This is a genomic window from Undibacterium sp. TJN25, from assembly GCF_049339885.1.
In the GTDB taxonomy this organism is placed as follows: Bacteria; Pseudomonadota; Gammaproteobacteria; order Burkholderiales; family Burkholderiaceae_D; genus Undibacterium.
The window spans coordinates 353,633-368,805 of the sequence record NZ_JBMPPM010000001.1 but is presented as its reverse complement, the minus strand read 5'-3'; the positions used below and the strand labels follow the sequence as shown (position 1 = coordinate 368,805).

Sequence of the window (15,173 nt, the reverse complement as noted above, 5' to 3'; positions counted from 1 at the left end):
TGTTTTATTTATTTGTAAGTGGCTTTGCGTTTTTCCAGAAAGGCTTGTATGCCTTCCAGTGCGTCTCGGTGATGCAGGCTGTCGACGAAACTGTGCTTCTCCGCTTCAAAATGCGCATGCAGCGAATTGCCTGCAGCTTCGGTGATCAGCGTCTTGATGCGGGCGCTTGCATTGGGCGATAGGGCTGCCAGTTCTTCCGCCCAGGCCAGCGCGGCAGCAAGTGCAGTGCCGTCGGGCACCAGCCTGTTGACCAGGCCGAAATCATGCAGGCGGCTGGCCGGCACGGGCTTGCCTTCCAGGATGATCTCTGTGGCCAGCTGGCGTGGTAGCGCCCGCGCCAGGAACCAGGAGCCGCCGCCGTCCGGCGTCAGCCCGACTTTGACATAGGCCATGACGAATTTCGCCGAGTTGCCGGCCACGATCAGGTCACAGGCCAGCGCCAGCGAAAACCCGGCGCCTGCGGCGGCGCCTTCCACCGCGGCGATAACGGGTTTGCTGCAATTGCGCAGCGCATCGGTCCAGCCGTTCAGGCTGTCGATGGAATCTGCCTGCACAGTCCTGTCCTTGCTACGGTTTTCCAGCAGGCGATTCAGGTTGCCGCCGGCGCAGAAGAAATTATCGGCGCCGGTCAGTATCACTGCGCGGATGCTGTCGTCACGGTCGGCGATGGCCAGCATCTCAATTGCGGCGGCATACATGTCCGGATGCAGCGCGTTCTTCGCGCTGGGGTTGGACAGGGTGAGGACAAGCGTGCCGTCCTGGCGGGAGGATTTAAGTTCTGCGGACATGGGCTTCGGAGCCTGGTATAGGCTCAGTATCGGGTTGACGGGGCCTTACGGCATGGTTTTGTTGGCGTTCAGGTCCATCAGGCCCTTCAGCAGGCGGTAAGCCTTCCATACCCAGGCAAAGAACCAGACTGCGAATGCCAGTGGAATCCCGATGACTGTAAAGAATAGCGCGAACCCTACCGTTGCCCATACCAGGTACCACCAGAAAGAGCGTATTTGCCAGCTATGGTGGCTGTACACAAAGGTGCCTGCGGCGTCGCCGCGCTTGATGTAGCTGATGATCAGCGGAATCCAGGAAAACGCGCCGAGGGAAAAGACCAGGCTGGCGCCGTGGAAGATATACAGCCACCATGCCAGGTTTTTCATTGAATTCAGTTTGTCGTCGAATACCAGTTCTTGTGACATTGATGCTCCATCATTTAGACAAAGGACTGCATGGTAGAACGATACCAGGCACCGGCAAAGCCGGCCCTGCTCTAGGCGAACAGGTTCAGGATGCCATCTAATCCGACAAAATTCAAGGCCACGCTGGCTTGCGCCCGAACCACAGGCTTGGCGCGGAAGGCGACCGACATGCCGGCGATGTGCATCATCTTCAAGTCGTTGGCGCCGTCGCCCATGACGATGGCTTGCGCAGGCTCTATGCCCATTTCTATGCAGACACGCTCAACGGTAAGCTGCTTTTCATCGGCATCGACGATGCCGCCGATGACCTTGCCGGTGAGTTTGCCGTTTTCAATTTCGAGCACATTGGAGTGCGTGTAATCGAGGCCCAGCCGGGTTTTCATGCGGTCGGTAAAGTAGGTAAAGCCGCCGGATACCAGCAGGGTTTTCAGTCCGGCCAACTGTACCGCATACAGCATTTTCTGCGCGCCCAGCGACAATTGCAGCCGTTCGTCATAGACCTTTTGCAGCGCCGATGCGTCCAGCCCTTTCAGCAGCGCAACCCGGCGTATCAGGCTTTCGCGGAACTCGATCTCGCCGCGCATCGCTGCTTCGGTGATTTCCGCCACCTGCGGCTTCAGACCCTGCATATCGGCGATTTCGTCTATGCACTCTATCGTGATCAGCGTGGAATCCATATCCATTGCCACCAGCCTGAAATCCGCGAGCGAGCGTCCGCCTTCAATGAAGGTGGCGTCCAGCTGCGCTGCGTATGCTTCTGCCTCTACCAGGGCCCGTAGTTCACTGGTATAGCTGAAACCTTCGCAGCGCACCGCGTTTTCATTGAGCGCAACTATATGTGCGGCATGGGTCAGCGCGGCGATACGGTTCAGCGTGTGCGGATCGGGATTCAGTCCCTGCAGGATCAGGTTCATGTCTTCAGTCTTCGGTTTCTACTCTTTAATGCAGCGCGCGCATCGTGGATTTGATTTGTGCCACGCGGGAGGCCAGGTCCGGCATATTGGCCGTGATACGCAATTTGTCTTGTCCGTTCAGCTTGATGTGCTTGTTCTTTTGCACCAGTTCTATGATGCGCATTGCATCCACTGGCGGCTGCGGTTCAAACTGCAGCGACGCAGCCTCGCCGTGCGCATCGATCTTGATGATGCCCAACTGCTTGGCTGCGACACGCAGCCTGTGGGTTTCCAGTAGGGCCTTGACGGGCTCCGGTAGTTTGCCGAAGCGGTCTATCAATTCTTCCTGCATGTCATCGATGCCGTCCTGCTTGCTGCAGTTGGCCAGGCGCTTGTAAATGGACAGGCGTTCATGCACGTCACCGCAGAAATCATTCGGCAGCAGCGCAGGGATGTGCAGGTTGATTTCTGTTGTGGTAGACAGCGGCGCCGCGAGATCGGGCTCCTTGCCGTTTTTCAGCGAACGTACTGCTTCATTGAGCATGTCGGAATACATCTGGAAGCCGATCTCGTGCATTTCACCGGACTGGCTGTCGCCCAGCACTTCGCCGGCGCCGCGGATTTCCAGGTCATGCATGGCCAGGTAAAAGCCGCTGCCCAGTTCTTCCATTTGCTGGATCGCGTCCAGCCGGCGCGAGGCCTGCTTGGTCAGGCTTTGCAGGTCGTGCACCAGCAGGTAGGCATATGCCTGGTGGTGCGAACGGCCGACGCGGCCGCGCAACTGGTGCAGCTGTGCGAGGCCGAACTTGTCGGCCCGGTGCATGATGATGGTGTTGGCAGTCGGCACGTCGATGCCGGTTTCAATAATGGTGGTGCACAGCAGGATATTGTGCCGCTGTGCGACAAAATCACGCATCACTTTTTCCAGGTCGCGCTCATTCATCTGGCCGTGAGCGACAACCACGCGGGCTTCCGGCAGCAGCTTCTCCAGCATTTCCTTGCGGTTCTGAATGGTCTCTACCTCGTTGTGCAGGAAATACACCTGGCCGCCGCGCTTCAGCTCACGCAGGCAGGCTTCGCGGATCACGGATTCGCCTTCACTACGGACAAAGGTCTTGATCGCCAGCCGCTTTTGCGGCGCGGTGGCGATAATGGAAAAGTCGCGTAAGCCTTCCAGCGCCATGCCCAGCGTGCGCGGGATAGGGGTAGCTGTCAGCGTCAGCACGTCCACTTCGGCGCGCAAGGCTTTCAACGCCTCTTTCTGCCGTACGCCAAAGCGGTGTTCTTCGTCGATGATCACCAGGCCCAGGCGTGAAAATTTAACGTCGTCCGACAGCAGCTTATGGGTACCGATCACGATATCGATCGTGCCGTCGCCCATGCCTTTGATTGCCTGCGTAATTTCCTTCGTCGTGCGGAAGCGCGACAGTTCTGCAATACGCACCGGCCAGTTGGCAAAGCGGTCGGCAAAGGTCTGCGCGTGTTGTTCCGCGAGCAGTGTGGTTGGCGCCAGGATGGCGACCTGTTTGCCGCCCATCACCGCGACGAAGGTTGCGCGCAAGGCTACTTCTGTCTTGCCGAAGCCGACGTCGCCGCAGATCAGCCTGTCCATCGGTTTGCCGGAAGTCATGTCTTCAATGACAGCCTTGATGGCGGCCGCCTGATCGGCGGTTTCATCGAAGCCGAAGCTTTCGGCAAAGGTTTCATAATCCCGTGCCGAGTACTCGAACGCATGTCCCTGCCGCAGCGCGCGGCGTGCATACAGGTTCAGCAGTTCGGCGGCAGTGTCGCGGATTTGCTGCGCGGCGCGGCGTTTGGCTTTTTCCCACTGGCCGGAACCCAGCGAATGCAGCGGCGCATCGTCCGGCGACGCGCCGGAGTAGCGCGAGATCACATGCAATTGCGCCACCGGCACGTACAGTTTGGTGTCCTTCGCATATTCCAGGTGCAGGAACTCGGTCTCGCCTTCGCCCAGATCCATGCTGATCAGACCCATGTAGCGGCCTATGCCGTGGTTGCTGTGCACCACCGGGTCGCCTATCTTCAGTTCAGACAGGTCGCGCACCATGTGCTCGACTTGGGTCACCGCTTCCTGTTTTTTCCTGCCGATGCGCTTGCCGGAACCAGCGTACAGTTCTGTTTCGGTGACAAAGGCCAGGCCTGTATTGTCATTACCTTCACTCAGCAGGAAACCGGCGTGCAGGGGTGCCACACCCAGCACCAGCTTGGCGTCGGACGTGATGAAATCGGTATAGCCTTCGCACAAGTCCAGCCGGATATCATATTCGCTGAAATACTGCTGCAGGGTTTCCCTGCGGCCCAGGGTCTCGGCACAGATCATCACGCGCTTGCCGGTTTGCAGCAGGAAGGCGCGCAAATTGGTCAGCGGATCGTCGGCGCGGCGGTTGACGGCGACATCGGGAATCGGGGCGGAAATTTCAGACGCCGGGCCGCCGCTTTGCAAGACCCAGCGGCCATGCGGCTTCAGCGTGGAAAAAAAATCTTCATCGCGCAGGAACAGTGATTCCGGCGGCAGGATAGGGCGCTCGCGGTCGGATTTCAGGAACTGGTAGCGCGAACGGGTATCTACCCAGAAACGCTGTATCGCTTCATCGATATCGCCGACTAGCGCAAATGTGGTTTCCTTAGGCAGATAGTCGAACAGCGTGGCTGTTTCTTCAAAAAACAGCGGCAGGTAGTATTCGATACCGGCGGATGCGATGCCGTTGCCGATGTCCTTGTAGATGGCGGAACGGGAAGGATCGCCTTCAAACTGCTCGCGCCAGCGGCTGCGGAAGGCAGTGCGTGCGGCTTCATCCATGGGGAATTCGCGGCCCGGCAGCAGGCGCACTTCCTTGACCGGGTACAGCGAGCGCTGTGTGTCGGCGTCGAAAGTGCGGATGGTTTCTATCGTGTCGCCGAACAGGTCCAGCCGGTAAGGCAGCGCCGATCCCATCGGGAACAGGTCGATCAGCCCGCCGCGCACCGAATATTCGCCTGGCGACATGACCTGCGACACATGGGTATAGCCGGCCAGCGTCAGCTGGGATTTCAGCCGAGCTTCATCCAGCGTCTCGCCCTGCTTGAAAAAGAAGGTGTAGGCGGCCAGGAAAGAGGGGGGCGCCATCCGGACCACGGCCGATGTTGCCGGCACGATCAATACGTCGCAATGGCCGCTTTGGATCTCATATAAAGTGGCGAGCCGCTCCGACACCAGGTCCTGGTGCGGCGAGAACGCGTCATACGGCAAGGTTTCCCAGTCGGGCAGCAGATGGCAGCGCAGGCCGTGCGCGGCGCCGAACCAGGGGATTTCATCCAGCAAACGCTGTGCGTCGGTCGCATTGGCGACAAAAACGGTCAGCAGGCGCTGTTGTGCTTTGAGTGCGACGGCCGCCTGCGCCAGCGCGTAAGCGTCGGCTGAGCCGTGAAGCGGGGGTAAAGCTACTCTGTGTCCGGCCTTGGGTAATGCTTTTATGAGATCAAATGACATTAGTGGATGACAGCAATGGTCCGTAAAAGCTCCACAGACCCGATTTGACTATAGAATAAGAGATACATTATAAACGAAGGTGCATTTCCAAAGCCCTCACATTCTTTATCGATGACTAATCCCCAAGAGCCCGGCCCATCAGGCAGCCCGGTACGCTATTTTGCACTGATCCCCGCTGCCGGAGTCGGCTCCCGTATGGGGGCGGCCACTCCCAAGCAATATCTGGCCCTGTCCGGTATTTCCATCCTGCAGCACACTGTCCAGGCTTTCCTGCGGGCGCCGCAGATTGCGCATACCGCAGTCGTTGTCAGTCGTGACGATGCGTATGCCGATGATGCCTTGCATGCCGCCGGCAAGCTGTCGGTACTGCGTTGTGGCGGCGATACCCGCAAGGAGTCCGTACGGAACGGCCTGCAGGCTTTGCGCCAGCTGCCAGGCCTGAGCGTTGCCGACGATGACTGGGTGCTTGTGCACGATGCGGCCAGGCCCGGCCTGACGCCGGCATTGATTGCCAGGCTGATTGCACAGATAGGCAGTCATGACGTGGGCGGTCTGCTGGCACTGCCGGTGGTGGATACGGTCAAACGGTCGGTAAATGGCGTAGTCACAACTGTTGCCAGGGAGGGTTTGTGGCTGGCGCAGACGCCGCAAATGTTCCGCTACCGCTTATTATGCGATGCACTGGATGCTGCGTCCGAAGTGACTGATGAGGCCAGCGCCATCGAGGCTGCAGGATATACACCGATGCTGGTGGAAGGGCATGCCCGCAACCTGAAGGTGACCTTGCCGTCCGACCTTGCTCTGGCGCAATTATATTTATCCGGGCAGTCCGGCGAATGAAAATCGCTGGCTGCCGGGTTATTCATTGAAGGAGCCATGATGCGCTTGATGTCCCGTTCTGCCCGCATGCTTGCCGTGGCCGCGGTTGTCACGGCTACGCTGCCTTTTGCCGCCAATGATGCGTTCGCTGCCGGCATGCCGCTTGAGCAAAGGGCCCAGGCGGCCAAAACTACGGCGGACAAAGGCAAGACCTGCCGTCCGGCGCGGCCTTTTTATTGGGAAATAGGCGATGCCGGCAAAACGCTGGCAAGCGGCCGTGTCGGCGTGCGGGCGCCGCAGGCCGATACCTTGCTGCCGGTGGCGTCGGCCTCCAAATGGATTTATGCCGCTTATGTGGCGGAACTGCGTGCCGGCAAACTGAGCGATGAAGATATAGAGTTCCTGACCATGCGCAGCGGCTATACCCGCTTCAAGCGCTGCCTGTCGTCGGATACGGTGGATACCTGCCTGCAGACTTTGGCCAATGGCAAGCCGGATGCCGCCACGAAGGGCAAATTTTTCTATAATGGCGGCCACATGCAAAAGCATGCCGGGCTGATAGGCCTGGGAGACCTGGACAACCGCGCACTTGCCGCGCAGATGCGCAAGGTGCTGGGAACCAGCGCACCGGTCAGCTACAACCAGCCGCAACTGGCCGGCGGAGTGGTGTCCAGCGCGGACGCGTATGCGGATTTCCTGCGCAAGCTGTTGGGCGGCAAGCTGGCGTTATCCTCGATGCTGGGTTCGCATGCGGTCTGCACCAACCCGGCAAACTGCGAACAGGCAGCCAGCACGCCTACGCCTGCGCGTACCAGCTGGCATTACAGCCTGGGGCATTGGGTGGAGGATGACCCGCAGACCGGGGACGGCGCTTTCAGCAGCGCCGGCCTGTTCGGCTTCTATCCGTGGATAGACGCGAGCCGCAGCTATTACGGCATCATCGCGCGCTCCAGCTTGCTGGGCACGCTGTTGCGCGGCGAAGGCGTGCGGCCGGCGCTGGAATCCGCAGAGTGCGGACGCCAGATACGCAGGGCATGGGAAACCGGTACGGCACAGGATTAATTTTTTATTTGACGATGTACACAAGGATGCAATGGCTACACAATTACCTCCATTCATACCCCCGTTTCGCGTAGGCCAGGGCTATGACTGCCATGCGTTGGTGCCGGGGCGCAAGCTGATCATCGGCGGCGTGAACATTCCTCACGTCACCGGCCTGCTCGGCCATTCCGATGCGGATGTGCTGCTGCATGCGATTACCGACGCGCTGTTCGGCGCGGCTGGGCTGGGGGATATCGGCCGCCACTTCCCCGACACCGACCAGCAATTTTCAGGCGCCGATTCGCGCGTGCTGCTGCGCGAGTGCGCGGTGCGCGTGCGCGGCGCCGGCTACCAGATCGGCAATGTGGATGCGACCATCATTGCGCAGGCGCCCAAAATGGCGCCGCACATCAGCGCAATGGCGGAAAACATCGCCGCAGACCTCGGCCTGGATGCCAGCCGGGTCAACATCAAGGCCAAAACCAACGAGCGCCTGGGTTACCTGGGGAGGGAAGAGGGCATTGCCGCAGAAGCAATAGCGCTGGTCTTTAATGCATAGTCGTACTAAACTGAAGACATCATAAAGACGGGAGGCCATGCATGGACCAGGAAAATTTGAAAGACTTGCTGAAGCAGTTGCACGAAGGCCTTAATTCGACCGACCAGGTAGATGAGGAGCTGAAGAGCCTGTTGCATGCACTGGACTCTGACATCCAGCAGTTGCTGAGTGCGGAGAAAGCGCAGGACGATCCGGTCTATGCGGGACTGACGGAGCGCTCGCAGGCATTGTCTGCGCAATTTGCCGCAAAGCACCCGCGCCTTGAGCCCGTGCTCAGGGAGTTGGGCGGCATGCTGGAAAAAATTGGCGTGTAAAGAAACGCATAGCCGGCTGGATTCTGGCGAATTCTAGCAGTGCAAAAAAACGGGAGCTCTGTCATGGCGCTCCCGTTTGCTTTATGGGGATGAATGATCCTGCCTGGTCCACTTTCGTTCGAAATCCATTTCCTGGAAATGCCGGACAATGAAGTCGATGAAGACCCTGGTCCTTGCCGGCAGGTGGCTGCGGTTCTGGTAAGCGATATTAATAGCCAGCCGCGGCAAGTCCCATTCATCCAGCACCGGCACCAGCCGCCCGGCAACGACGTCGTCATAGACGATGTAGTTGGGCTGTATCAGTATGCCCAGCCCCTCCAGCGCTGCTGCACGCAAAATCTGGCCATCATTGGCTTCCAGCAGGCTCTTGATCTTGACGACCCTGCTCTGGCTGTCGCGCGTGAAGTGCAGTTCATCCGGATTATTGGCATAGCTATAGGTCAGCAATTTATGGTTCGCCAGTTCCTCCAGGCTGGCAGGTGTGCCATGCCGCGCGAGATAGGCTGGTGATGCGGCCAGGATGCGCCGCGTCCAGGCCAGCTTGCGCACCGTAATAGCGGAGTCTGCTTCATATTCCTTGGTGCGGATTGCCACGTCGATGCCGCTTTCTATCAGGTCGAAATAGCGGTTCGCTGAATCCAGCTGGACATTGATCTGCGGATAGGCTCGCGTGAATTCCGGTAGCAGCGGCGCAATATGCTTCATGCAGAACGACAGCGAACCGGTAACCCGCAGCGTGCCGCTGGCGACCATGGCAGTGGCGCTGGCTGCGGATTCGGCCTCTTTCATCTCACCCAAAATATTTTTACAGCGGCGATAAAAATCCTGCCCCGCTTGCGTCAGGCCCAGGCGCCGGGTATTGCGCTCCACCAGCCTGACATTCAGGCGTTTTTCCAGCGATGCCAGGCTGCGGCTGGCTGCTGCATTGGACATGCTCAGCACTTCGGCTGCCTTTGTCAGGCTTCCGAGTTCCGCCGTTTGTACAAATAACTCAAATTCCGACCAGCGATCCATAGCTCCACTTTTCCATTCAGAGGAAAAGACATTTGCAAAATTGCCGTTTTCTTCCATTATTGAACGGTTTATAGTACCCCAGACAAGCAAAACAAGCTGATGGGACACTAATTATGCGCAATCTGGACGAAGACAATATTACGCAGGCCGTGCTGGCCCGCCATGCAGGCATGGAAGATGAGCGGCTGAGGGAGATCATGACCTCGCTGATCCAGCACCTGCATTCATTTGCCCGGGAGGTGAAGCTCACCGAAGCGGAATGGTTCGCCGGCATACAGTTTCTGACCCAGACCGGGCAGATGTGTTCCGACAAACGCCAGGAATTCATCCTGCTCTCCGACACCTTGGGTCTTTCCATGCTGGTGACCGCGCTGAACAACCGCAAGCCGGCGGGCTGCACCGAATCCACGGTATTTGGCCCCTTCCATGTCGAAGATTCTCCCGATTACGCGCTGGGCGACAATGTGGCCGAAGGCGTCAAAGGCGAGCCATGCTTTGTACACGGGACCGTGCGCGACGTCAACGGCAAGCCGGTGCCGGGGGCATCGATGGAGGTGTGGCAGGCTGATGCAGACGGTTTTTACGATGTCCAGTACGAACATCTGGAAGAGCACCGGGGCAGGGGGCGGCTACACAGCGGCCCGGATGGAGAATTTCATTTCCGCACTGTACGGGCAGAGGCCTATCCTATACCGTATGACGGCACCGTGGGGCGCATGCTGAAGGCATTGGCGCGCCATCCGTGGCGGCCGGCACATCTGCACTTCATGATTAAGGCGGAGGGTTATGAAACGCTGATTACGCATGTGTTTCGCGACAATGACCAATATCTGGATTCAGACGCGGTGTTCGGCGTGCGTTCCTCGCTGCTGGCAGACTGGGTGCGGCACGAGGCCGGCGTGGGGCCGGATGGTAGCCGGGTGGATGTGCCGTTCTACACGCTGGATTTCGATTTTGTACTGAATCCGGTCGGCAACGCTGTTGCCACGGCGGCCTGAACATGCAGCAGTTCACTTATACCGGCAATTCCTCGCGTGTCGTTTTTGGCGCAGGTAGCCTGCAGTATCTGTTGCGTGAGATCGATCTGCTCGGCGCCCGGCGCGCGCTGGTATTGTGCACGCCAGGCCAGCGGGCTGGCGCGCAACGCATCGCCGACATGATTGGCAGCCGCTGTGCCGGCATATTTGATGGCGCCGTCATGCATGTGCCGCTAGAGGTCGTGCGCCAGGCCAGGCATGTGGCGCAGGAGCTGGGCGCCGACTGTGCCATCGCCATCGGCGGCGGCTCCACGATAGGGCTGGGCAAGGCTATCGCGCTGGAATCTGCCTTGCCCATTCTGGCCATTCCAACGACGTATGCAGGTAGCGAGATGACGCCGATTTATGGCATCACCGAGGCCGGCCTCAAGAAGACGGGCCGCGATAGCCGGGTACTGCCGAAAGCCGTGATCTACGATCCGGAACTGTCGCTAGGTTTGCCGGCATCCATTTCTGCTACCAGCGGCATCAACGCCATGGCGCATGCAGCGGAAGCACTGTATGCGTCCGATAGCAATCCTGTAACTCATTTCTTTGCCGAAGAGGGCATACGTCTGCTGGCGCGGGCCTTGCCGGCAATCATGCAGAATCCGCGCGATGCCGGCGCCCGCAGCGATGCGTTGCAAGGAGCATGGCTGTGCGGCACCGTGCTGGGCAGCGTAGGCATGGGCTTGCATCACAAGCTATGTCATACGCTGGGCGGCAGCTATGGATTACCGCACGCGGAAACGCATACCATCGTCCTTCCGCATGTGCTGCAATACAACGCGCAGGCCGCGCCCGGCGCCATGCAGCGGATCGCCGCTGCGCTGGGCGTGGATAATGCCGCGCAAGGCATGTTCGACCTGGCGCGTTCGCTCGGCGTCCCGGTTGCGTTAAAGGATATCGGCATGCTGGAGAGTGAGCTGGCCGACTGCAGCGAGATCGCTACACAGAACGCCTATGCCAATCCTCGCCCGGTAGAAAAGGCTGCGGTACTGGCCTTGCTGCAAAGCGCATATCACGGGGCGCGGCCGGCGGGGTGACTGCGACGGATCAGGCTGTGCCTATACCCAATTTTTGCAGCATGCCGAATTTAGCTTTTGCAAAATGGATTGCCTGTACGGTCAGTTCGGATAAGTTTTCTGCGGCACTTTCCAGTGGCTTTCCATCTTTGATCAATTTTTTTTCCTGCGCCGAGAAAACCTGCCATGCATAGGCAGCCCATTCTTCCGGTTGTTTGTTGCCTTGCAGCGATGCCAATAGAAACAATTGGTCGAACTGGCTTACCCCTATGCCGCTGCCGGTGACAGGGCTGGCCAGAAACGCGATGTCAGGACTGCCGCGCGCTTTTTGCATTATCGCGATATTCAGTTTGTCGGTCATTGTTTTTACGCTGGCGATGGCCTTGTCTTCTTGCGCGATATTCAAGTTGCCGGTGCCACCCAGAATCAGGGCGGCTTGCAGTAGTTGGGGAAAGCTGATCACGCCCTGCAACGCACTTTCAATCTGACCTAAAGTCCTGGGGGCATGGTCTGACAATAGATCCAGAAGCGGTTTGTACACAGCTTCGCTCAGCGTAGCTTCACCTAGTGCGCCTTTTACCTTCAGGCTGATTTCGTTGCGGGGCCCGCACAGCACTACGCGCAGCTTGCGCAGGGCCTCCCCCCGTTCAACGGAATTCAGCTTGCGGGCTCCCTTGATCCAATAGTCGCGGCGGAATTGCTGGTTGACGATCATGTCGAATGTCGTCTCGCGAAAATTGCTGTCCGGGATGCTTTTCAATAGCGCCTGTTGCTCTGCCGTCAAGTTGATTTCGGGGACGTCGTCGATCAAATTCACTGAGCATGCAAAGCTCAGCTTGGCGGGTGCAAGCCAGTTGAGCATGGTCGAGAAGTGCATGGGATGCCAGTCGCGGTTGAAGTATTCATGCGCGACATAGTGCCGGTTTTGCGTCTTGATAGCCTTGAATCGTTCTGCGACCTGCGAATTGGCGCGCGTATATAGCGGGTTCAGTGCCAGCAGCTTGTCTGCGAACTCCAGCGCGGCGTCTATCCTGTGCACGATTCCCTGGCCGGGCGAGCCCATCGTCTCGGCGTGCTGGGTCAGCAGGTGCCGCATAGGCAGCATGGCCGCCCAGCCGGGCTGGGTGTTGTAGCTGATGTACAGCACGCCGCCGACCTTTAAGCGGCGCCCCAGGAAGTCGACAATGATGTGCCTGTTTTCATCGGAGATCCAGCTCCAGATACCGTGCAGGCCAATATAGTCGAACTCCGGCAGGTCGGTGCGGCTGCAAAATTCCTCGAAACTCTGGTCGAACAGATGGACATCGGCGCCGCTGGCTTCCGCCAGTGCGCGTGCATGGCCCGCTTGTGCCGGATTGAAGTCGGTGCCCCAGTACTGGGTGCTATGCTGCGCGGCAGCGTGTATGTTGATGCTGACGCCTTGGCCAAAGCCAAGTTCGCACACCGCCGCGTTGGCGGGAGGCACCAGGCCTGCATTCAGAAATCCCAGAGCAACCCGCAGTGGGTTCAGCTCAGAGTAATAGCCGTAGGTGTAGCCTATATCTGCAACATAGCCTGAGGTCCAGTCTGACATGAGATGCATTCTCCCTGTGATGACGTCCGGTGCTTCGAATGCGATTGATTTTATGGCAATATTGATTGAGAGGCAAGAGTCTTTGTTCGCGTAAAAAAAAGCCCACCCTCGAATGGGTGGGCTTTGGATCGGACTGGCATTCGTCTTGCCCCCATACGAGGAGAGCGGACGATTTGCTACAGGCTCATTTCCAGTACTTTACGGCTGACGTCCAGCGTCACGTCGCGCTTCTCGCCCAGCGCCACCATGCGGTGGGTTTCCAGCGCGGACAGGATGGGATCGATATTGGCAGCGTTCAGCGAATAGTCACCCAGGCGGGTTTTGACGCCGACCTGCTCAAAAAATTCCTGCGTGCGGTTGATGGCTGCGTCTATGCGGCTGTCTTCGTCGCCGTCGCGCAGGTCCCAGATGCGTTCTGCGTATTGCAGCAGCTTGGCGCGCTTGCTTTCTTTGCGTACTCTCAGCATGCTCGGCAGCACGATTGCCAGGGTCTGCGCGTGGTCCAGTCCGTGCAGTGCCGTCAGCTCATGGCCTACCATGTGAGTAGCCCAGTCCTGCGGCACGCCGGTGGCGATGACGCCGTTCAGCGCCATGGTTGCGCACCACATGATGTTGGCGCGGGTATCGTAATCTTCCGGGTTAGCCAGTGCTTTCGGGCCTTCTTCGATCAGCGTTTTCAGCAAACCTTCGGCCAGCCTGTCCTGCACCGGCGAATTGACCGGGTAGGTCATGTACTGTTCCATGATATGCACGTAGGCGTCGACAACGCCGTTGCCGATCTGGCGAACTGGCAGTGTGAACGTAGTGGTCGGGTCCAGCACGGAAAATTGCGGGAAGCAGTGGCGGCTGGAGAAAGCCATCTTCGCTTTGATGGATTTGCGTGTGACCACGCTGCCGCTATTCATTTCAGAGCCGGTGGCCGGCAGTGTCAGCACGGAGCCGAAAGGCAGGGCCTTTGTGACGTTGCTGCCGCGTTTTTCCAGGATGGCCCAAGGTTCGCCGTCTTCAAAACAGGCTGCCGCAGCAACAAATTTAGTGCCGTCGATGACAGAGCCGCCGCCAACTGCCAGCAGGAAGTCGATCTTTTCCTTCTTGATCAGTTCCACCGCGCCCATCAGCGTTTCGTAGGTAGGATTGGGCTCGATGCCGGTGAATTCCGTCACGGACCGGGAGCCGAGCGCGGCCATCACCTGATCGAATACGCCGTTCTGCTTGATGCTGCCGCCGCCGTACAGCACCAGCACTTTGGCATTGGGTGGAACCACTTTGTCGAGGTCGGCGATACGGCCTTTTCCAAACAAGATCTGGGTGGGGTTGTAAAAATCAAAATTCAGCATGCCGCTCTCCTGGAAAAATCATTATTGGTAAGACTGGTGCGTTGTGAAGATGAATAGCTTTCTTCACATGACCCGCTATGCTAGCGCATATTCGGGAAACGGGTACGACCGTGCGTACACCATTTTTTGAATGGGTCACGGCCTATTCGGCAAGAAACAGGAAGACTGTCGGTTTCTTATGGAAGTCCGGCGTTTGTCCCGCTTTCAGGCGGGTTTTCCATTCGCTCGCAGTCCGGGTCTGCACTGATTCTGTCGGCAGGCTAAGGTCGGTTGCGACACAGATAGAGGTGTTTGCCAGGCAGCTGCCTGCCAGCGCCTCCAGCATGGCAATGTTGCGGTAGGGTGTTTCTATCAGTAGCTGCGTCTGTTTTTCTTTGCGCGAGCGATCTTCCAGTTCCTTGATGCGCTTGGTGCGTAGTGCTGCGTCCGTAGGCAGGTAGCCGTGGAAAGCGAAGCTCTGGCCGTTCATGCCGCTGGCCATCAGGCCCAGCAGCAAAGAGGAGGGGCCGACCAGTGGCCGCACGGTCACGCCGCGCTGGTGTGCCAGGCGTACCAGGTTGGCGCCCGGATCCGCTACGGCGGGAACGCCAGCTTCCGAGATCAGGCCGGCATCGTAGCCTTGCAGCAGCGGAGCCAGCAGTCCTTCCAGGTCTTTCTCGGGGGTATTGACGTTCAGTTCGCTGATCTGGATTTCCTGCAGCGTTTTTGCCAGCGGGTGGTTTTGCGACAGCAGCTTGAGGTAGGCGCGGGTGGTCTTGGCATTCTCTGCGATCAGGTAGCCCAGGCCGGCGCTCATGCTCTGTACGGTATCGGGGATAATGCGCGCCAGCAAGCCTTCTTGCTGGCCTTCGGAGTAGCCCAGGGTATTGGGGATAAGGTAAAGTGTGCCTGGCATGTGT

Annotated in this window: 14 protein-coding genes; 6 read left to right on the top strand and 8 right to left on the bottom strand. The window is 58.6% G+C overall.

Going from position 1 to position 15,173, the window contains the following annotated elements; all coding sequences use genetic code 11:
- Window positions 1-8: 8 nt before the first annotated feature.
- The 4 genes from ACO0LO_RS01660 to mfd form a co-directional block, all read right to left on the bottom strand.
- On the bottom strand, window positions 9-788 hold the full coding sequence (locus tag ACO0LO_RS01660) for an oxepin-CoA hydrolase, alternative type (protein ID WP_422962448.1): 780 nt from the start codon (window positions 786-788) through the stop codon (window positions 9-11).
- 45 nt (window positions 789-833) lie between these two features.
- On the bottom strand, window positions 834-1,193 hold the full coding sequence (locus ACO0LO_RS01655) for a DUF4870 family protein (RefSeq protein ID WP_422962447.1): 360 nt from the start codon (window positions 1,191-1,193) through the stop codon (window positions 834-836).
- 71 nt (window positions 1,194-1,264) lie between these two features.
- Window positions 1,265-2,107: a phosphoserine phosphatase SerB gene (gene serB, locus ACO0LO_RS01650; protein WP_422962446.1), complete on the bottom strand. Its 843-nt coding sequence runs from the start codon at window positions 2,105-2,107 to the stop codon at window positions 1,265-1,267.
- A 25-nt stretch (window positions 2,108-2,132) separates the two neighbouring features.
- Window positions 2,133-5,576 carry a transcription-repair coupling factor gene (mfd, locus tag ACO0LO_RS01645; RefSeq protein WP_422962445.1) on the bottom strand — a complete coding sequence of 1,148 codons (3,444 nt, stop codon included), beginning with the start codon at window positions 5,574-5,576 and terminating at the stop codon, window positions 2,133-2,135.
- 111 nt (window positions 5,577-5,687) lie between these two features.
- On the opposite strand from mfd, the gene ispD reads away from it, so the two are divergent.
- Genes ispD through ACO0LO_RS01625 form a run of 4 tightly spaced genes read left to right on the top strand, consistent with a single transcriptional unit; the run spans window position 5,688 to window position 8,309 of the window.
- Window positions 5,688-6,416 (top strand): 2-C-methyl-D-erythritol 4-phosphate cytidylyltransferase, encoded by a 729-nt coding sequence (gene ispD, locus ACO0LO_RS01640; RefSeq protein ID WP_422962444.1) that lies wholly within the window; start codon window positions 5,688-5,690, stop codon window positions 6,414-6,416.
- Between the two features lie 36 nt (window positions 6,417-6,452).
- Window positions 6,453-7,457: a hypothetical protein gene (locus ACO0LO_RS01635; protein WP_422962443.1), complete on the top strand. Its 1,005-nt coding sequence runs from the start codon at window positions 6,453-6,455 to the stop codon at window positions 7,455-7,457.
- A gap of 31 nt (window positions 7,458-7,488) precedes the next feature.
- Window positions 7,489-7,995: a 2-C-methyl-D-erythritol 2,4-cyclodiphosphate synthase gene (ispF, locus tag ACO0LO_RS01630; RefSeq protein ID WP_422962442.1), complete on the top strand. Its 507-nt coding sequence runs from the start codon at window positions 7,489-7,491 to the stop codon at window positions 7,993-7,995.
- 41 nt (window positions 7,996-8,036) lie between these two features.
- Entirely contained in the window at window positions 8,037-8,309 is a 273-nt protein-coding gene (locus ACO0LO_RS01625; RefSeq protein ID WP_422962441.1) for a DUF4404 family protein, read from the top strand.
- A gap of 81 nt (window positions 8,310-8,390) precedes the next feature.
- On the opposite strand, the gene ACO0LO_RS01620 is transcribed toward ACO0LO_RS01625, so the two are convergent.
- A complete protein-coding gene (locus ACO0LO_RS01620) occupies window positions 8,391-9,323 on the bottom strand; it encodes a LysR family transcriptional regulator (protein ID WP_422962440.1) in 933 nt (310 codons plus the stop codon).
- Between the two features lie 113 nt (window positions 9,324-9,436).
- On the opposite strand from ACO0LO_RS01620, the gene ACO0LO_RS01615 reads away from it, so the two are divergent.
- A complete protein-coding gene (locus ACO0LO_RS01615; RefSeq protein ID WP_422962439.1) occupies window positions 9,437-10,321 on the top strand; it encodes an intradiol ring-cleavage dioxygenase in 885 nt (294 codons plus the stop codon).
- Between the two features lie 2 nt (window positions 10,322-10,323).
- Window positions 10,324-11,385: a maleylacetate reductase gene (locus tag ACO0LO_RS01610; RefSeq protein WP_422962438.1), complete on the top strand. Its 1,062-nt coding sequence runs from the start codon at window positions 10,324-10,326 to the stop codon at window positions 11,383-11,385.
- 10 nt (window positions 11,386-11,395) lie between these two features.
- Here ACO0LO_RS01610 and ACO0LO_RS01605 read toward each other — a convergent pair whose 3' ends face one another.
- The 3 genes from ACO0LO_RS01605 to ACO0LO_RS01595 all read right to left on the bottom strand — a co-directional run bounded on the left by ACO0LO_RS01605 (window position 11,396) and on the right by ACO0LO_RS01595 (window position 15,169).
- The gene (locus ACO0LO_RS01605; protein WP_422962437.1) at window positions 11,396-12,937 is read right to left on the bottom strand and encodes a class I SAM-dependent methyltransferase; all 1,542 of its coding nucleotides are present in this window, start codon (window positions 12,935-12,937) and stop codon (window positions 11,396-11,398) included.
- A 176-nt stretch (window positions 12,938-13,113) separates the two neighbouring features.
- Window positions 13,114-14,274: an iron-containing alcohol dehydrogenase gene (locus ACO0LO_RS01600; protein WP_422962436.1), complete on the bottom strand. Its 1,161-nt coding sequence runs from the start codon at window positions 14,272-14,274 to the stop codon at window positions 13,114-13,116.
- A 142-nt stretch (window positions 14,275-14,416) separates the two neighbouring features.
- The gene (locus ACO0LO_RS01595; protein ID WP_422962435.1) at window positions 14,417-15,169 is read right to left on the bottom strand and encodes an SAM-dependent methyltransferase; all 753 of its coding nucleotides are present in this window, start codon (window positions 15,167-15,169) and stop codon (window positions 14,417-14,419) included.
- Between the last annotated feature and the right edge of the window lie 4 nt (window positions 15,170-15,173).